We start from the raw sequence: 16,595 nt of genomic DNA, 5'->3' as shown, positions 1-16,595 counted from the left end.
GCGGAAGCGGCTCGCGGCCGATGGACAGGACGGTGCAGCCGAGCAGGGGAGCGCCGTGCTGGAATTTGTGTTCCTGGCCGTGCTGCTGATGATCCCTGTCGTGTACTTGGTGCTCACACTGGGCCAGCTCCAGGGCGGCGCCTACGCGGTGGTGGGCGCGGCGGACCAGGCTGCCAAGGTTTTTGCTGCCGAAGCCGATCCGGCCCGGGGGCGGGCGGCGGCCGAGGTCGCCGTGGCGCTGGCCCTTCGGGACCATGGATTCTCCCTGGACGATGCCCGGCTGGACATCGCCTGCTCGGCGGCGGGGTGTCTGGCGCCGGGGTCCACAGTGACGGCGACAGTCACGCTCAGGGTTCCACTGCCCGGAGTGCCCTCCCTGCCCGGTGCATCCCTGGACGCTGCCACGGTGGATTCCGTGGCCAGCCAGGTGGTCGGCAGGTTCCGGTGAGAATCCCAGAGCAAGAACCGGGGGAGGAGGAATCCGGGCAGCTGATGATCCTGCTCATCGGCTATGTGCTGCTCGCCCTGCTGCTGGCCACGGTGGTCGCGGCGGCGTCGAGCATCTACATCGAACACAAGAAACTGCTCTCGGCCGCAGACGGTGCCGCCGTGGCGGCGGCCGACAGCTTCACGCTGTCCGGCGTCGTCGGCGGCGACGGTCCTCCGGCCGCGCAGCTGTCCCAGGCCAGGATCAACGGTGCCGTGGCGGCCTACCTGCAGCTCAACAATTCCTACGAGCGCTTTGCCGCCCTCTCGGTGGACCCGGCCACCGGCAGCCCGGACGGGCACACGGCGGTGGTGACGTTGACCGCCGTCGTCCGCCCCGTTTTCATCAACTTTCTGGTGCCGGACGGCATCCCCATCACGGCCACCGGCACCGCGCGCTCGCAGCTGACACGTTGAGGGCCGGGCCGGTGGAGGGGGAGCGCGTGGCGTAGGCTAGATCATCATGGCTGAGATCGATTTTCCCGCAGAAATCAAGGCGCTGCGCGCCACCTACATCTCCATTGAGCGTGTGTCCGAGGTGGACAAGCTCAAGGAGGACATCGAGGACCTCTCCGACCAGGCCGGCGCCCCCAACCTCTGGGACGACCCCGCCGCCGCCCAGAAGGTGACGAGCCGGCTCAGCCATGCCCAGTCCAAGCTGGAGAAGCTGGAAAACCTTCTGGCCCGGATCGACGACCTCGAGGTGCTGGTGGAACTGGCCCAGGACGAGGGGGATGCCGATTCCCTGGCCGAGGCGGCCAAGGAGCTTCCGGCGCTGCAGAAGTCCCTGCAGGATCTGGAAATCACGACCCTGCTCTCGGGTGAGTACGACGAGCGCGAGGCCGTGATCACCATCCGTGCGGGTGCCGGTGGCGTGGATGCGGCGGACTTTGCCGAGATGCTGCTGCGCATGTACCTGCGCTGGGCCGAACGCCATGGCTACCCGACGGCGGTGCTGGACACCTCCTACGCCGAAGAGGCGGGGCTGAAGTCCGCCACCTTCGAGGTCAAGGCACCCTACGCCTTTGGCACGCTCAGCGTCGAGGCGGGCACCCACCGCCTGGTGCGGATCAGCCCCTTCGACAACCAGGGCCGCCGCCAGACGTCCTTCGCGGCAGTGGAGGTCATCCCGCTCATCGAGCAGACGGACAGCATCGAGGTCCCGGACAACGAGATCCGCGTGGACGTTTTCCGTTCCTCGGGCCCCGGCGGCCAGTCCGTGAACACCACCGACTCCGCCGTCCGTCTCACGCACATCCCCACCGGCACGGTGGTGTCGATGCAGAACGAGAAGTCGCAGCTGCAAAACCGCGCCGCTGCCATGCGTGTGCTCCAGTCCCGCCTGCTGCTGCTGAAAAAGGCAGAGGAGAACGCGGAAAAGAAGGCGCTGGCCGGCGATGTGAAGGCCTCCTGGGGCGACCAGATGCGCTCCTATGTCCTCAATCCGTACCAGATGGTCAAGGACCTGCGCACCCTGCACGAGGTGGGCAGCACTGCCGCCGTGCTGGATGGCGAGATTGACGACTTCATCGACGCGGGAATCCGCTGGCGCGCCGACAACCGCAACGCCGCCGCCGCGCAGTAGAACCGGCTGCCGCCGTCGGACACCATGGAGCCCTGAGCCCGTGGCGGCCGGCGGCGCCGAGCATATCCACAGCCTTTTATCTTCGGACACGCCTGCCGCATGCCCCGGATTGGCGGCACCGGATGTCTATAGTCGAGAAGCCGGTGGTTTCTTCCCCCCACCATGCCCGAGCACCGGCGTGCCAGCACCGTTCGCTGGAAGGGCGTCAGAAGAGTCATGATTCGTTTCGATAGTGTCACCAAGGTCTACGACAGGAAAACCCGCCCCGCGCTGGATTCCGTGTCTCTGGAAATCGACCGCGGCGAGTTCGTCTTCCTCGTCGGCTCCTCCGGTTCGGGCAAATCCACCTTCCTGCGCCTGGTGCTCAAGGAAGAACTTGCCACCCGTGGGGCCGTCTACGTGGCCGGGCAGAACGTCGCCAACATTTCCAGCTGGCGCGTGCCCAAGCTCCGCCGCGGCATCGGTGTGGTGTTCCAGGATTTCCGCCTGCTGCCCAACAAGACTGTGTTCGGCAACGTCGCCTTTGCCATGCAGGTGATCGGCAGGAGCCGCGGCATCATCAACGACCGCGTGCCCGAGGTGCTTAAGACGGTGGGTCTGGAAGGCAAGGAAAACCGCCTTCCCCATGAACTTTCCGGTGGTGAGCAGCAGCGTGTGGCCATCGCCCGCGCCGTCGTGAACAACCCCGGCATCCTGCTGGCCGATGAGCCGACGGGAAACCTTGACCCCACCACATCGCTGGGCATCATGAAGGTGCTGGACAAGATCAACCAGAACGGCACCACGGTGGTCATGGCCACGCACGATGACGACATCGTCAATGAGATGCGCAAGCGCGTGATCGAGCTGCGCAACGGTGTGATTCTGCGTGATGAAGCGAAGGCCCTGTACACCTCCATGCTGCCGGTGGTCCGCGCCAACGGCGACGACGGCGTGCCCACCGCCACCGGACGGATGCGTGCCGTTTCCGGTGAACGCGCCGACGCGCTGGCCAAGGAGGCCGGACTGTGAGACTGGCCTTCATCCTGGGCGAAATCGGCTCGGGCCTTCGCCGCAACCTGTCCATGGTCACCTCGGTGATCCTGGTGACGTTCGTTTCCCTGTTCTTTGTCGGCGCCGCGGGCATGATGCAGATGCAGATCAGCCAGATGAAGGGCTACTGGTACGACAAGGTCCAGGTGGCTGTCTTCCTCTGTGGCGACAACAATTCCCCAGCTGCGAGCTGCGCTTCCGGACCTGTGACGGCTGAGCAGCAGGCCACCATCACCACGATGCTGGAGTCCCCTGCCGTCAAGCCGTACATCGAATCCTGGACCTACGAGTCCCAGGAGGATGCGATGACGCACTTCCGCGAACAGTTCAAGAACTCACCCATTGTCGACGCCGTTTCGAGCGACCAACTGCCCTCATCTTTCCGCGTGAGCCTTGTCGACCCGGAAAAGTACAGGATCATTGCAGAAACTTTTTCGGCCGTCCCCGGTGTTGATTCGGTGATCGACCAACGTCAGCTGCTGGAGCCGATGTTCGAGATTATGAACAACGCCTCGGCGGTGGCATTGGTCCTGGCCGGTCTGATGATCATCTGTGCCATCCTGCTCATTGCCACCACCATCCGGCTCTCGGCCTTCAGCCGGCGCCGGGAGACAGGCATCATGCGTCTGGTGGGTGCCTCCAAGACAGTGATCCAACTGCCCTTCGTACTCGAGGGCGTGATCGCGGCGGTCATTGGTGCCGCGCTGGCGTCCGTGGCAGTCTGGGCTGTGGCCCAGTTCTTCATCGTGGGGTATCTGGCCGAGAGGTTCAGGGACGTAGCTTTCATCTCAGTAAGCCAGGCGCTGGTGCTGGTGCCGATATTGATTGTCTTGGGAATTGTGCTCGCCGGCATATCGTCGGCGATGACGCTGCGGAAATACCTGAAGGTTTAGCGGACCATGGGTCTGGGGAACGAGGAGACAACAGTGGGGACACAACCGAAGCGGATGGCGCGAGGCGGGGCAGTGCTGCGCCGCCGGTTGCTGGGAGCCGCAAGCGGTGCCGTCCTGGCGGCCCTGGTGGCCGGTTCGCTGCTGGCCTCCGGACCTGCCCGGGCCGATGATCTGGACGACAAGGCTGCGGCCCTGCAGGAGCAGGCCAACCAGGTCCAGTCCTCCTTGGAATTCGTTGACTCCTCGCTGGCCAAGGCCGCCGCCGATCTGACCCTGTTCCAGGGCCAGCTGCCCGGGGCCCAGCAGGCCCTCGCCGATGCGCAGACGCGGGTCGGCGCCGCCGCGGCCGAGGCCGAAGCCCTGGCCGCCCGGGTGGACCTCGCCCAGCAGAACAAGGACAAGATCACCGCTGCGATCGAGGCCGACAAGAAGAAGGCCGCCGATGCCAAGAAGGTGATTGGGCAGATCGCCGCCCAGACCTACAAGTCCGGTGGAGTGCCCACCAATCTGGGCCTGCTGCTGGGTTCCAGCGGCGGCTCGGACCTGGCCCGCACGATGGACATGGCGGATTCCGCCATGCGCAGCCAGAAGGCGACGCTGGACAAGCTGTCGGCCCAGAATGCGACCAACATCAACTCCCAGGCCCGCCTGGCCGCCGTCGAGGCGGAGATCGCGGACCTGAAGGCCAAGGCCGACGCCGCACTGGCTGCGGAGCAGGCCGCCCGCGACGAGGCCGCGGCCAAGAAGGCCGCCGTTGACAAGCTCATTGCCGACGCCGCAGCCCTGAACGCGGAGCTGACCGCCCGCAAGCCGGAGATCGAGGCCAAGCTGGCCGCCGTCGAGTCGGAGCGCAACAACGTGGCCGGCCAAATCGCCGAGCGCCAGCGGCAGGAGCGCGAGGCGGCCGAGAAGGCGGCCCGCGAGGCAGCCGCTGCCGCCGGCAATGGCAGCAACTACGTTCCGCCCGCCCCAGGGAATCCATCGGCCTTCGGCCTGCGCCACCCCTTCGCGGCAAACATCCCCATCACCTCCGGCTTCGGCTGGCGCGCCGTGCCCGAGGGCACCATGGACTTCAACGGCACCGGCTACTACCTGCACAGCGGCATCGATTTCGGTGCACCGTGTGGAACCCCCATCTATGCCCCGGCCGACGGCACAGTCGTGCTCGCCGGGCAGACCAACGTCGTCACCGGCGGTGGCAATGTCCTGTGGATCAGCCACGGCGTGGTGCAGGGCAACGCCCTGATGACCGTCTACTACCACAACAGCTCGGTGATCGTCTCTGCCGGACAGCGTGTGCAGAGCGGCCAGCTGGTGGGCTACTCCGGCAACACCGGCAACTCCACCGGCTGCCACGCCCACTTTGAAACCTGGCTCAACGGCAGCCCCGTTGACCCTCTGACCGTGTTGGGCGGCTAGCAGGCAGCGCTTGCTAGACTGTCCCTTTGCATCCATCTGCGTAAAGGAGTTCGACCGTGCCTAAGGAAAGTGGCCTGAAGGTAGTGGCCACCAATCGGAAGGCCCGGCACGACTACCACATCATGGACACCTATGAGGCCGGTCTGGTCCTCATGGGCACCGAGGTGAAATCGCTGCGCGAGGGCCGGGCGTCCCTGGTGGACGGTTTTGCCACCTTCTACAACGATGAGTTGTACTTGGAAGCTGCCTACATCCCCGAGTACCTCAACGGCAGCTGGACCAACCACACTGCGCGCCGCCGCCGCAAGCTGCTGCTGCACCGTGAAGAGCTGGAAAAGATTGCGCACAAGACGCGTGAATCCGGCTTCACGATCGTGCCACTGCAGCTGTACTTCCTCAACGGCCGCGCCAAGGTCGAAATCGCCATCGCCAAGGGCAAGAAGGACTACGACAAGCGCCAGACGCTGCGGGAAAAGCAGGACAACCGCGAGGCGCTGCGCGACATGCGAGAGAAAAACCGGGGCTGATGCCACCGCTGGGAGTGTTCTTTTCGGTGTGGAGCCTGGACCCGTGGGCCCTGGCACTCGTTCTTGCCGCTGGAACACTGTATGGCGTCGGGCTGGCCAAATCCGCCCGTGCGGGCACCACCTGGCCGCTCTGGCGCGTGCTGGCCTTCTATATTCTGGGCCTGGGCAGCTACGCCTGGGTCAGCTTCGGCTTCCTGGGCACCTACTCCGCCGAGCTGCGCTGGGCCTTCTCCATCCGGCTGGCACTGCTGCTCTTTGTGGTGCCGATGCTCATGGCCCTTGGACTTCCGCTGGGTGTGGCCAGGGCAGCCACCACCCATGCCTCCCTGCGGGCCCGGCTGTCCCGGCTGGCCACCTGGCCACTAAAATTCTTCGGCAACAGCACCGTGGCGCCCGTCATTGGGCTGGTCGCGTTCTCCGTTCTGCTGACTCCTTTGGCAGGCATTGCGCGGCTTGATCCCGTGGTTGAGGCGCTGCTGGGCGTCTGCATACCACTGCTGGGTCTGCTGCTGGTGCTGCCGGTGACGGAGGCCGGGACGCGGACCACCACGTCCCTGCTGATGCTGCAGTTCGTTTTCGCGTTCATTGAGTTGTTGGCCGATGCCATCCCCGGTGTTGCCCTTCGGCTGAACACCGCCATCCTTGACCACGCGGCCGCACCCACGTCACAGGTGCCGCCGTGGTTCCCCAACCCGTTGCGCGACCAGCAATTGGCCGGGGACTGGCTGTGGTTCATTTGCGAGGCCGCGGACCTGCCCATCATGATCTTGCTCTTTGTCCAGTTTTCCCGCACCGACAAGGGGGAGCGCAAGGTGCTTGACGCCATGAGCGATGAAGAGATGGATGCGCTCAATGCCGTCCACCTGCGGAACAGGGGATAGGGGCAACCCATGGTGAAGGCAACGCGTCGATGGTGGATCGCCGCTGCGGCGGTGGCCGTGCTCCTGCTCGTCGTGGTGCTGGGCGTCAACGGCTCCCTCTTCCAAGGGGGGTCTGCCGCCTCGGGATCCCCGTCCAGTGACCCCACGGCGTCCTCCGACCCGCCGAGCACAAGTGAGCCGACGACGCCGCCGCCCCCACCGCCGTCGGCCGCCCAGACGGCTCTGGCCAGGTTGTCCCTGGAACAGCGGGTGGGCCAGTTGTTCATGGTGAGCTCGCCCGTGGCCGGTCCGGACGCCAACACCTCTGCCGCGCTGGCGGATCTGAGCGTGGGCAATGTGTTCATGAAGGGCCGCACCGTCGACGGCGCCGCAGCCATGGCGGCGGTGGTGGCGGGGCTTCGCGGCCAGGTAGAGAGCGCGGTGCCCGGGGTGGCGCCCTTTGTGGCCACCGACCAGGAGGGCGGTCTGGTGCAGATCATGAAGGGGCCCGGATTCTCCATCATCCCCGCCGCGATCGAGCAGGGCGCCTTGGATCCGGCGCAGCTGCGCGCCGATGCCCAGCAGTGGGGGAGCGAGCTCGCCTCCGCCGGCATCAACGTCAATCTGGCGCCGGTGATGGACACAGTGCCCAGTGCGGCCTTTGCCCCCAGCAACGCACCCATCGGCTACTTTGGCCGGGAATACGGCTACACGCCCGAGGTTGTTGCCAGCCACGGCACGGCCTTTACGCTGGGCATGCAGGCTGCGGGCGTCCAGGCCACCGTCAAGCACTTCCCGGGGCTGGGCCGGGTGGAGGCCAACACGGACGTGTCCAGCGGCGTCACCGATGCCGTGACGGTCCGCAATGATCCCTACATCGCCCCGTTCCGCACAGCCGTGGACGCCGGCGCTGGCTGGCTGATGGTCTCCAATGCCAGCTATCCGGCGATCGACCCCACGGCCATGGCGCCCTTCTCGGCCACGATCGTGACGGACATGGTCCGCGGCGACCTCGGCTTCAAGGGGGTCATCGTCACGGACGACATCTGCGATGCCGTCCAGTTGTCGGTGGTGCCGCTGGCCGAGCGGGCCGCGGGATTCATCGCCGCCGGCGGGACCATGGCCCTGTGCACCAACCAATCGATGGTTGCCGCCATGTACCAGGGGGTGCTGGACCGTGCGGCGGCGGACCCCGCCTTTGCCGCGCTCGTGGACAAGGCTGCCTTGCTGGTGCTCGAGGCCAAGGACGCCAGGGGGCTCCTGGCCCGCTGACCGCGGCCCGCCGGGCGCACAGTTGGACGAGCCTTAAACACCAAGGGCCCCCTCATGATGAGGGGGCCCTTCGCTATGTGGAGATGGGGGGAATTGAACCCCCGTCCGATGTTGTGTTGCCAGGGCTTCTCCGGGCGCAGTTTGCGGCGGTTTTTCTCAGCCCCAACTATCTTGCAAACGAGTAGTTGCCAGGCTCAGTTACATAAGAGTCCCCTCAACCCCTGCAACGAGGGTTAAGAGCAGTGGCCTTCTAAATGACGCCAGGAACCGGGTCGAAGGCGTACCCGGGCTGACGGACTGTCTTACTGCTTAGGCAGCGAGAGCGAAGTCAGTGCGCTTAGAATCGGCACTTATTGGTTTACAGAGAGCGTTTACGAGATAACCCTGTATCCTCGGCCCGCTTCACCTGTCGCGACTAACATCGTCGAAACCGATCATCCCCATATGGTGTTGTCAATCCCACCTGCAGCAAACCGCACTGCCTGTGGACTATTAAGTCTAGCGCACCCGGTCCCGCTTTTGTTCCCGGTGCTGGAATCCATGCCCCGTTCCGGCGCCATGCGGGGCGCGGTGGAGTTGTCCTCCCGCTTCAAATGCCGATAATCTCCGAAAAGAATCCCCACCACACAGGAGGCACGCCGCCATGGCTGCACAGAAGAAGTCTGCACCGAAGAAGCCGGCCAAGGGCCAGGGCGCTCCCGGCGCGAACGGCACTCCCGGCGGAACCAGTGTTGGTGCCGTCCGGGCCAGGAACGCGCTGGCCGAGCTGACGCCCGCCTTCGTTGACTGGTTTGCCGCCAGTGGCGGTACGGCCGCTGTGGCAGTGGAGGTGTTTTCCGAGATCGAGGCGGTGGTGGGCGCCCACTTCCAAGCCGCCGCCGAGGCGCAGGAGACAGCATTCGGCCCGGAGTTCACCCAGGCCGTGGAGGCATTGATCGAGGCCGAGCCGGACGATGAGCTGGCAGCCGACATCCTCGACGCCGCACGCTTCTATGTCCAGTTCCTGGAAGAGTCCGGCCGCTGGACGGGCACCGGTGGACAGCTTGCCGAGGTACGGGAGGGACTCTACATGGCCGCCGATGCTCCACTGGGCGGTCTGGACTTCTTCGTCCCCGAGCTGAGCATCGAGGAGGAGCTGGCCGGCTGGGCAGCCACGCCGTTGATCCGCAGCGCCACCTCGATCCTCACCTGGTTGGGGGAGGGGCAGCCCGTTGAGGCCGGGGAAGCGCCGCTGCCGCGCGAACTTGACGGCTTTCTGGCTGCGGCAGCGAACCCGCACGCCCAGGCCATCTGGTTGGCATTGATGGACATGGAGCTGGTGTTGGTCAACGACGGTGTCGCGACGCCATCCGAGGAGGTGCCGGCCTTCTTGTCCGGCGCGCCCGAAGACCAGGTGGTGGAACACCGCGGCGTGGGGTCCATGGTGATGGCCGAGCTCGTGGAGGAATCGGCCTCCGAGGTGGGGGACCGTGAGATGGCCCAGACCATCGCCGTCGGCGTTCTGTCGCTGGCCACCGGAATCCAGCCGCTCACTGTCGAGCAGGTTTATGCGCAGCAGGAGGCCGGGGACGACGTCGATGAAGAGGTGGGGCGGTTTGTCACCGAGCGGCTTGACGCCTTGGCCGAACTTGGTCTGGTGACCCTGGACGGGCACGTGGTGGTCGAGCCCTTTGCCCGCCATGCGCTGTCCGAGGCCTTCGGCGGCGGGCTGTACTAGAGCCGGCCGGGCTGCGGGTGCATAGACGCCAACCGAAAGAACAATAGTTCTGGACAAATTAATTGTTCGGTGGCATGCTGGACCCATGTTGGACATTGCCGTGATTGAGGACCCCCAGGCCGCAGAGGCATCGCTGGACCCCATCAGGGCTGCGCTGCTGGCCGAATTGCGGGTTCCGGCGTCGGCCGCCGCATTGGCGGCGCGCGTCGGGCTGCCCCGGCAGAAGGTGAACTACCATCTCAAGTCGCTGGAGCGCCACGGCCTCGTGGAACTGGTCCAGGAGCGGCGCAAGGGCAACGTCACGGAGCGGGTCATGGCCGCCGTTGCCCAGTCCTTTGTCATCTCCCCGGCCGCTTCGCCACTGGTGGCGCCGGATCCGGAGCTGTCCCGGGATGCGCTCTCGGCCCGCTGGATGCTGGCCCTGGCCGCACGCCTGGTCCGCGATGTGGGCGCCCTGGTCAGGGGTGCGGCGGCGGCCAAGAAGCCGCTCGCCACCTTTGCCATTGATGGCGAGGTCACCTTTGCCACGGCCGCCGACAGGGCTGCCTTTGCCCGGGAACTGGGGCTGGCCGTGGCCGCCCTCGCTACCAAGTACGACGGCGGCTCCGTCCCGGGCGGGCGCCGGCACCGGATCGTCGTCGCGCTGCATCCAACCATCACCGCGCAGGCACCCGCCGCCGGCTCGATCGCAGCCTCCACCGCCGGGGCGCAGGCCGGCCGCAACCAAGGAGAATAAGCATGGGCAGGGAATTTGAGATTGTCGCCGAAACCGAGATCGACGGCACTCCGCAGCAGGTCTTTGACGCGGCCACGGCCGGGACGTCGGGCTGGTTGTGGCCCATGGAGATGGAACCAGGCCTCGGCGGCGCCGGTCCGTTTGGCAGTGTCGTCACCGCCTGGGAGCCGCCCCACCACTACGCAAACCATGTTGACGGCGAGAACGGGTTCTTCAACCACCTGGACTACCTGATCGAGGAGCGCGCGGGCGGCAGGTCTTGGCTGCGCTATGTGCACAGTGGCGTGATCTTCGACGATTGGGACAACCAGTACGACGGCGCCCGCAGGCACACCGAGTTCTACCAGCACACGCTGGGGGAGTACGTGAAGCATTTTTCCGGGCGGCAGGCAGCGTTCGCCGATGTCCAGGGTCCCGCCGCGTCGGGTTCGCCGGAGGCGTTTGAGACGCTGCGCAGCTCGCTGGGCGTGGACGGGGCTGTGCAGGGTGGCGCCGTGCGGGCGCTGGGTCCCGATGGTGCTGCGCTTGAAGCGGTTCTGGATTTCTCGAACGAGAACTTCATTGGACTGCGCACGGTCGATGCCATGTACCGGTTCTTTGGCCGCAATGCCTTTGGTTCGGTGGTCGGGATGACCATCCACTTGTTCGCCGACGGTGCCGACGCGGCCACCGAAGGTGCACGGTGGCAGCAATGGCTGGATGGGCTCTACGCATCGGCCTAGGCAGATTTGCCATTTGATGGCGTTAACAACTGAGTGGTGGCCGGCTGCTGCCGGCCACCACTCACCCCCCAAAGAGCGTGTGCCGCCCGAATCCCCTAGGGCGCATGTTCACACAATCATTATTATTGCAGGTTCTAATGATTTTGTGTACATCGGTGCCCCAAAGACTGCTATTGCGCTGCGGGCCGTTTGACTGGAGGGGCATGCGGGCGGCCGCGAAAGGATGCCCACACCAACGCCAGGCCTGCCGCAACACAGACGATGGACCCATAGGACATGACATCGATAAAGGGCTTCAAGGGCAGGGTCGAGATCTGCGCGAGGGTGGCGAGCACGACCATGATGAAGGCTAGGCAGAGCAGGGCGGCGGAGGCCCGATTGATGGCCCGCGCCGCGGTCCGGGCCGCGGCCGCCGTCGGCCCCACCAGGACTGCAGCGGCGTAGGCAGGGTACAGGCGGCCCGCAACCGCATAGCCCTGGACGGACCACTGTTCCGAGTAGCCCGCGAGCCCGGTGTTGGACACGGGCAGGTCGCTGATCACGAAAAACACCAATGTTGCCGCCGCAACCAGGCCCAGGGCCGCCAGTCCGACGGGCCCGCGGATCAACCACTGGCTGCGCCGGGAGCGGTGGGCCGCCGCCATCTTGGATGCCAGGATGAAGAAGATGGCATAGAGCGAGAAGCGGATCAGCAGATTGGCCACGTTCACCCCGCCCAGCCATCCGTCCACGGTGAGGTAGATGGCGGGGATGCTCAGCCCCACGGCCACTGTGAGCAGCACAAACATCCAAAACAAGGACGTATTGCGCCCCTTCACGGCAGCCGGGAGCCGCCAGCCGGCGCAGGCCAGAGACACGGCCAGAGCCATCCATTGCAAAACCGTACTCATCCGAGGTTCTCCCACAGCGCAGCAGCCTGCTCATTGTCTGCATCGAAGCGACGCAGGGTTCTCCCCAAGTTCTCCAGCCTACCCGCGGCAAGCGTGACAAGTGCAGCCGACGGCATTGCCTGCAGGGCCGCCGTCCGCGACCCGGGCATCCACCCCGCTTCGACACTGGTGATGGTTCCGGTGACAACCAGCCCGTTGGTCAGACCGACGCCGGCGATGCGCGCTGCAACGATGGCAAGGTCTGGGGCCAGCCGATTGGCGGAGATTTGGGAGGAGAGGTTCTGCGGGGCAATGGCTGCCTCTTTGGCGATCCTTTGGCGCAGGTCCACCGGCCCGACGGCGTCAATCCAACAGCGCACGGAGGTGCGGTGGGGCAGCGGCGCAAGCGCCCAATCCCGAGGAAAGGTTGATCCTGCAGGCGGCGGAGGGTTCTCGGTGCTGCCCTGCCGGCTGAGGATTTCGCGCAGCAGGTCCATATCGGAGACCTGGCTGATCAATTCAGCCGCGGTGGGCTGCGCTGCGCCGTCGGGCAGGTCCTGGTACTTCTCAAAACCGGCCAAGGCGCCCACAACATCGAGCCCAAGGGCGCGGGCAATGCTCACGATGGTGCTGATCGAAACCTTGCCGCGGACCATCTGCTGGGCCAGTGTGGAGCGTTTGATGCCCGCAATGCGGCAGACCTCGGCGCTGGACAGGCCGGGGGCGCAGCGGTGGAGCCATTGCTGGAAGGCTTTGGCAGGCACGGACATTCGGTGGCTTCCTTGGTGCGGTGGCGGTTGCTGGGAATCCTACGTCACGGCGCGGGAGGTGCGGGCCAGCAAGGTGGTGCCTGCCGGCTCAAGGGGCGCCAGCTGTACGCTGCAGGGCATGGACAGGCCTGCACACTGCAAAATTCCCCCATGGGAAAACAGCATACGACGCCGTGGTCGTTGCTGCGGGGATGCCGAAGGCTTCGGCTAGTCGTCCTCGGCCGGGGCGTCGACGAAGCCGCGGAACCGGCTGCCCACACCTTCCCATTCGCTGCGGCGCATGCCGCCAGCGGGGCGGGGGAGTTCGCCGTCTTCGTGGAAGTCGCACATGACGTAGGTGAAGTCCGGCCACCACTTCTTCGGGCGGGTGGTCTCGTGGAAGTCGCAGACGTAGCAGCGCAGCTCCGCCCACACCGGGCGTTTTCCGGTGCGGTTGGCCCGCGATTGCACCAGCCAGGCCGGAGGATTCTCCTGGATCCTGGCCAGATCGGCGCTGCTCAGCCGTGACGGAAGACCGTGGCGGGTGGCCATCTCCAGGGGGATGTCCAGAATCTGTGCGGCTTCTCGTCGGCTAACCATAGTGCTATCAAGGATAGTCGCCCACACCCGGCCTGTGGCCGGGGGCGGGCGAGACCTCACCCACAGGGGGAGCGGGCGGCGTCGCGTTGCTAGTGCTTTTTGATATGGGCGACCGGGTCGGAGCCGGCTTCCATGGTGTTCTTGGTGCGCTTGTCCGCGCGCTTTTCCTTGATGGTCTTCACTGGCTTCTTGGTCAGGTGCCGGTGCGGTGACTTGTCAGGCATGGCCTTCTCCTTGATTCCTGGGGCACTGCGGCCCCATGAAGTGAACGGTACGCCGGTTTTGTGCGCTTGTAACCAGCCCCGGGCCGCAATGGGCGCCCGGATCTGGCGGCCCCCGCAGCGACCGTGCAGACGACCGCCCGGGGCGTGATATGCAGCACAGGCTTCCGTTGTCCGGGGAGCCTGCGGGGCCAAAAGACACGGAATGGCGGGGGATTCCCCAGCCGCGGCCAGGGGCCAAAATACGCCTGCGGAAAACAATGGGAATTTAGAGGAGCATTTCCAACGTTGAGGGGCTAGTATGAGGCGCTGAAATACCCCGCCGAAACCACAAGAACCTCAGGAGTTTGAGAAACCGCATGGCAACGGATTACGATGCACCCCGCAACAAGGACGAAGACCACGGCACAGAGTCGCTGCAAGCTCTGCAGGTGCAGCGCGGCGGTGCCCAGACGGCACACATCGACGTAGAGGACTCGGACACCGCAGAGGGCATCGACCTTCCCGGCGCAGACCTCTCCGGTGAAGAGCTCATTGTCCAGGTCATCCCGGCCCAGGACGACGAGTTCACCTGCTCGTCGTGCTTCCTGGTCCGCCACCGCAGCCAGGTTGCCCGCGAAAAGGACGGCATGCTGTTCTGCAAGGACTGCGAAGGCTAAACCCTTCCACCACCGCATCGGACGGGCACCGCATCCAACGGGCGCTGCCCGGCCCGATTTCCGCCCAGGGATGTGCAATCCTTGGAGCGGAATCTGGTGGGCAACGCGGCGCGAGGGAGCAGGGCCATGGCAGAGCCGGAACGCATCCAGGACCTTCTGGACACCTTCGGCGCGTCCGACGCTTCTGCTGCCTTTCTGCTGTGTGACAGGCACCCCGCCTCGTCCATTGCCTTTACGGTGGTCCAGCCTGATCTGGGCCACACAGACATTACCTACGGCGAACTGCGCGAAAAATCGGCGCGGTTCGCCGTTGCATTGGCGGGCCTGGGCGTAGGCCCGGGCGACCGCGTGGCCACCCTGATGTCAAAATCGGCGGATTTGGTGGTGGCGCTGCTGGGCATCTGGCGCCGCGGCGCCATCGATGTTCCCCTTTTCACCGCCTTCGCCGGTGATGCCATAGCCTTCCGGCTTGCCTCCAGCGGTGCCAAGCTGGTCATTGCCGACGCCGACCAGCGCCGAAAGCTTGTTCCCAGCGGCGATGTGCCCATGGATGCCTCACCGTTGGTGGTGGTGGCCCGGGGCGAGGCCTTCGGCTACGACCTCGCCTTTGACGAACTGCTGGCAGGGCAGACTCCCGTTGTGGCCGGAACCGAAGCGCATGACCCCACTGCCACGGCCGTGGGCGGCGACGGCGTGCTGGCCCAGTTGTTCACCTCCGGCACCACCGGCGAGCCCAAGGCCGTGCCGATCCCGCTGCGCGCAGTGGCCTCCTTCGTGGGGTACCTCGAATTTGGCCTTGATGTCCGGCCCAGCGACGTCTACTGGAACGCCGCGGATCCGGGCTGGGCCTACGGACTCTACTTTGCCCTTCTCGCCCCGTTGGCCACCGGGACGCGCAGCATCCTGCTGGATGCCGGATTCTCGTCCGAGCTGGCCTGGGCCGTGATGGAGCGTTTTGGCGTCACGAACTTCGCCGCCGCCCCCACCGCCTACCGCGTCCTGCGGGCCGGTGCGCCCGTGGGCCACCAGCTGCGCCGGGCCTCCTCTGCCGGTGAACCCTTGACACCGGATGTCATCGACTGGAGCCGCGGGGCGCTCGGCGTCGAGGTCCACGACCACTATGGGCAGACCGAGCACGGCATGGTGGCCGGCAACGCCTGGGCCGAGGGGCTTCAGCAGCCGCTGCGGGCCGGCTCGATGGGCACCAGCCTGCCGGGGTGGCATGTGGAGGTTCTGGACCCGCTGGAGGATGTCCGCGCGGCCGACGGCGAGCCGGGCCGGGTGGCCATCGATGTTGCCGCCAGCCCGTTTCTGTGGTTCACCGGCTATGTGGGGGCGCCGGAGAAGACGGCCACCCGGTTCACCGCCGATGGCCGCTGGTACGTGACGGGCGACGCCGGCCGGCGCGACGGCGGCGGGTTCATCTACTTTTCCTCCCGCGATGACGATGTCATCATCATGGCCGGGTACCGGATCGGCCCCTTTGACGTCGAAAGCGTGCTGGCGGCCCACCCCGACGTGGACGAGGCCGCCGTGATCGGCGCCCCCGATGAGCTGCGCGGCGAGGTGTTGGAGGCCTTTGTGGTGCTGCGGGAGGGCGTTGCGGGCAGCGACGCGATGGCCGCCGGGCTGCAACAGCTGGTGAAGGAGAAGTTTGCGGCGCATGCCTACCCCCGCCGCATCCATTTTGTTGAGAGACTTCCCAAGACCCCCAGCGGCAAGGTGCAGCGCTTTGTGCTGCGCCGCCAGCGGGCCGCCATGGGAGCCAGTGAGAAGAACGAGAAGGAAGCAGGCAAGTGAGTCGACGACGTGCGGATGTTCCCGCAGTGGCGGTGTCTGGACCGGCAGTGGTGGCTGCCGCCGCGATGGCGGCGGGGTTTGTCCTGGAGGTGGCCATGCTGGCGGCGTTCTGTGCCTGGGGATTCCAACTGGCTGCGCCGTGGAACTTCGTGGCGGGGCTGGGCCTGCCCGCGGCCGTGATTGTCCTGTGGGGGTACTTCATGGCACCCAAGGCTGCACGCCGGCTGCCCTGGCCCCTGCTCCCAGCGGCCACGCTCGCGGCCTTTCTACTGGGAGCGGCTGCGCTGCTGGCCGCGGGCCTGCCCATTCTTGCCGCGGCCATGGCCGCAGTGTCGCTGGTCTACACGGCCACAGTCATGGTCCTGCACCGCACCCGGCCCGCCGCCGCGCCGCTTGAGCCTGCAGCGGAAGCCAAGGACGCCGTCGAGCCTTCCGGCCGCTGACCGCA

At 66.1% G+C, this 16,595-nt stretch carries 19 protein-coding genes and 1 other RNA gene; 15 read left to right on the top strand and 5 right to left on the bottom strand.

Annotated elements, in window-relative coordinates; genetic code table 11:
• The first annotated feature begins 55 nt into the window (after positions 1–55).
• The 9 genes from K254_RS0111415 (at position 56) to K254_RS0111375 (ending at position 8,074) form a co-directional block, all read left to right on the top strand.
• A complete protein-coding gene (locus K254_RS0111415) occupies positions 56–448 on the top strand; it encodes a hypothetical protein (protein WP_155848564.1) in 393 nt (130 codons plus the stop codon).
• A complete protein-coding gene (locus K254_RS0111410) occupies positions 445–903 on the top strand; it encodes a pilus assembly protein TadG-related protein (RefSeq protein WP_231391820.1) in 459 nt (152 codons plus the stop codon). The genes K254_RS0111415 and K254_RS0111410 overlap by 4 nt, the downstream gene beginning before the upstream one ends.
• A 46-nt stretch (positions 904–949) precedes the next feature.
• Positions 950–2,071 carry a peptide chain release factor 2 gene (prfB, locus tag K254_RS0111405; RefSeq protein WP_026555475.1) on the top strand — a complete coding sequence of 374 codons (1,122 nt, stop codon included), beginning with the start codon at positions 950–952 and terminating at the stop codon, positions 2,069–2,071.
• Between the two features lie 216 nt (positions 2,072–2,287).
• Positions 2,288–3,082, top strand: a complete 795-nt coding sequence (gene ftsE, locus K254_RS0111400; RefSeq protein ID WP_026555474.1) for a cell division ATP-binding protein FtsE — start codon at positions 2,288–2,290, stop codon at positions 3,080–3,082.
• Complete coding sequence (gene ftsX, locus K254_RS0111395; protein WP_026555473.1) at positions 3,079–3,996, top strand: permease-like cell division protein FtsX; 918 nt, start codon at positions 3,079–3,081, stop codon at positions 3,994–3,996. The genes ftsE and ftsX overlap by 4 nt, the downstream gene beginning before the upstream one ends.
• Before the next feature lie 54 nt (positions 3,997–4,050).
• Complete coding sequence (locus K254_RS0111390; RefSeq protein ID WP_026555472.1) at positions 4,051–5,415, top strand: peptidoglycan DD-metalloendopeptidase family protein; 1,365 nt, start codon at positions 4,051–4,053, stop codon at positions 5,413–5,415.
• A 56-nt stretch (positions 5,416–5,471) separates the two neighbouring features.
• Positions 5,472–5,942, top strand: a complete 471-nt coding sequence (smpB, locus tag K254_RS0111385; RefSeq protein WP_026555471.1) for an SsrA-binding protein SmpB — start codon at positions 5,472–5,474, stop codon at positions 5,940–5,942.
• Positions 5,942–6,823, top strand: coding sequence for a cytochrome c oxidase assembly protein (locus K254_RS0111380; RefSeq protein ID WP_051389072.1), 882 nt, complete (start codon positions 5,942–5,944; stop codon positions 6,821–6,823). Before smpB ends, K254_RS0111380 begins: the two co-directional genes overlap by 1 nt.
• Positions 6,824–6,832: 9 nt before the next feature.
• On the top strand, positions 6,833–8,074 hold the full coding sequence (locus K254_RS0111375; protein WP_081710018.1) for a glycoside hydrolase family 3 N-terminal domain-containing protein: 1,242 nt from the start codon (positions 6,833–6,835) through the stop codon (positions 8,072–8,074).
• Between the two features lie 75 nt (positions 8,075–8,149).
• Here K254_RS0111375 and ssrA read toward each other — a convergent pair.
• Positions 8,150–8,516: a transfer-messenger RNA gene (gene ssrA / locus K254_RS25335) on the bottom strand.
• A gap of 201 nt (positions 8,517–8,717) precedes the next feature.
• On the opposite strand from ssrA, the gene K254_RS0111370 reads away from it, so the two are divergent.
• The 3 genes from K254_RS0111370 (at position 8,718) to K254_RS0111360 (ending at position 11,249) form a co-directional block, all read left to right on the top strand.
• Positions 8,718–9,791, top strand: a complete 1,074-nt coding sequence (locus K254_RS0111370) for a hypothetical protein (RefSeq protein WP_026555468.1) — start codon at positions 8,718–8,720, stop codon at positions 9,789–9,791.
• A gap of 85 nt (positions 9,792–9,876) precedes the next feature.
• Positions 9,877–10,527, top strand: coding sequence for a winged helix-turn-helix domain-containing protein (locus K254_RS22920; protein WP_081710017.1), 651 nt, complete (start codon positions 9,877–9,879; stop codon positions 10,525–10,527).
• Positions 10,528–10,529: 2 nt separating this feature from the next.
• A complete protein-coding gene (locus K254_RS0111360) occupies positions 10,530–11,249 on the top strand; it encodes an ATPase (RefSeq protein WP_026555467.1) in 720 nt (239 codons plus the stop codon).
• Positions 11,250–11,419: 170 nt separating this feature from the next.
• Here the strand turns inward: K254_RS0111360 and K254_RS0111355 are convergent, their stop codons facing one another.
• From K254_RS0111355 to K254_RS26320, 4 genes are all read right to left on the bottom strand, one after another.
• Positions 11,420–12,139: a hypothetical protein gene (locus K254_RS0111355; protein WP_035749229.1), complete on the bottom strand. Its 720-nt coding sequence runs from the start codon at positions 12,137–12,139 to the stop codon at positions 11,420–11,422.
• A complete protein-coding gene (locus tag K254_RS0111350) occupies positions 12,136–12,888 on the bottom strand; it encodes a helix-turn-helix domain-containing protein (RefSeq protein WP_026555465.1) in 753 nt (250 codons plus the stop codon). Before K254_RS0111350 ends, K254_RS0111355 begins: the two co-directional genes overlap by 4 nt.
• Positions 12,889–13,095: 207 nt before the next feature.
• On the bottom strand, positions 13,096–13,467 hold the full coding sequence (locus tag K254_RS0111345; RefSeq protein WP_026555464.1) for a hypothetical protein: 372 nt from the start codon (positions 13,465–13,467) through the stop codon (positions 13,096–13,098).
• Positions 13,468–13,556: 89 nt separating this feature from the next.
• The gene (locus K254_RS26320) at positions 13,557–13,691 is read right to left on the bottom strand and encodes a hypothetical protein (protein ID WP_269209019.1); all 135 of its coding nucleotides are present in this window, start codon (positions 13,689–13,691) and stop codon (positions 13,557–13,559) included.
• A gap of 356 nt (positions 13,692–14,047) precedes the next feature.
• Between K254_RS26320 and K254_RS0111335 the strand changes: the two genes are divergently transcribed.
• From K254_RS0111335 to K254_RS24825, 3 genes are all read left to right on the top strand, one after another.
• Complete coding sequence (locus K254_RS0111335; RefSeq protein WP_026555463.1) at positions 14,048–14,347, top strand: DUF4193 domain-containing protein; 300 nt, start codon at positions 14,048–14,050, stop codon at positions 14,345–14,347.
• Between the two features lie 126 nt (positions 14,348–14,473).
• Complete coding sequence (locus K254_RS22915; RefSeq protein ID WP_051389071.1) at positions 14,474–16,147, top strand: AMP-binding protein; 1,674 nt, start codon at positions 14,474–14,476, stop codon at positions 16,145–16,147.
• The gene (locus tag K254_RS24825; protein ID WP_155848510.1) at positions 16,144–16,590 is read left to right on the top strand and encodes a YrdB family protein; all 447 of its coding nucleotides are present in this window, start codon (positions 16,144–16,146) and stop codon (positions 16,588–16,590) included. The genes K254_RS22915 and K254_RS24825 overlap by 4 nt, the downstream gene beginning before the upstream one ends.
• Positions 16,591–16,595 lie beyond the last annotated feature (5 nt).

The organism is Arthrobacter sp. 35W, assembly GCF_000482545.1.
Lineage (GTDB): Bacteria > Actinomycetota > Actinomycetes > Actinomycetales > Micrococcaceae > Specibacter.
Note: the sequence above shows the minus strand (reverse complement) of the source record. Positions and strands in the feature narration are given on the sequence as shown.

Excerpts from the sequence above, each read along its gene's own strand:
- ftsE (WP_026555474.1), top strand. The coding sequence starts at position 2,288 with ATGATTCGTTTCGATAGTGTCACCAAGGTCTACGACAGGAAAACCCGC.
- K254_RS0111350 (WP_026555465.1), bottom strand. The coding sequence starts at position 12,888 with ATGTCCGTGCCTGCCAAAGCCTTCCAGCAATGGCTCCACCGCTGCGCC.
- prfB (WP_026555475.1), top strand. The coding sequence starts at position 950 with ATGGCTGAGATCGATTTTCCCGCAGAAATCAAGGCGCTGCGCGCCACC.
- K254_RS22920 (WP_081710017.1), top strand. The coding sequence starts at position 9,877 with ATGTTGGACATTGCCGTGATTGAGGACCCCCAGGCCGCAGAGGCATCG.
- K254_RS0111390 (WP_026555472.1), top strand. The coding sequence starts at position 4,051 with ATGGCGCGAGGCGGGGCAGTGCTGCGCCGCCGGTTGCTGGGAGCCGCA.
- K254_RS22915 (WP_051389071.1), top strand. The coding sequence starts at position 14,474 with ATGGCAGAGCCGGAACGCATCCAGGACCTTCTGGACACCTTCGGCGCG.
- K254_RS0111370 (WP_026555468.1), top strand. The coding sequence starts at position 8,718 with ATGGCTGCACAGAAGAAGTCTGCACCGAAGAAGCCGGCCAAGGGCCAG.
- K254_RS0111355 (WP_035749229.1), bottom strand. The coding sequence starts at position 12,139 with ATGAGTACGGTTTTGCAATGGATGGCTCTGGCCGTGTCTCTGGCCTGC.
- K254_RS0111375 (WP_081710018.1), top strand. The coding sequence starts at position 6,833 with ATGGTGAAGGCAACGCGTCGATGGTGGATCGCCGCTGCGGCGGTGGCC.
- K254_RS0111380 (WP_051389072.1), top strand. The coding sequence starts at position 5,942 with ATGCCACCGCTGGGAGTGTTCTTTTCGGTGTGGAGCCTGGACCCGTGG.
- K254_RS0111335 (WP_026555463.1), top strand. The coding sequence starts at position 14,048 with ATGGCAACGGATTACGATGCACCCCGCAACAAGGACGAAGACCACGGC.
- K254_RS0111360 (WP_026555467.1), top strand. The coding sequence starts at position 10,530 with ATGGGCAGGGAATTTGAGATTGTCGCCGAAACCGAGATCGACGGCACT.
- K254_RS0111345 (WP_026555464.1), bottom strand. The coding sequence starts at position 13,467 with ATGGTTAGCCGACGAGAAGCCGCACAGATTCTGGACATCCCCCTGGAG.
- K254_RS26320 (WP_269209019.1), bottom strand. The coding sequence starts at position 13,691 with ATGCCTGACAAGTCACCGCACCGGCACCTGACCAAGAAGCCAGTGAAG.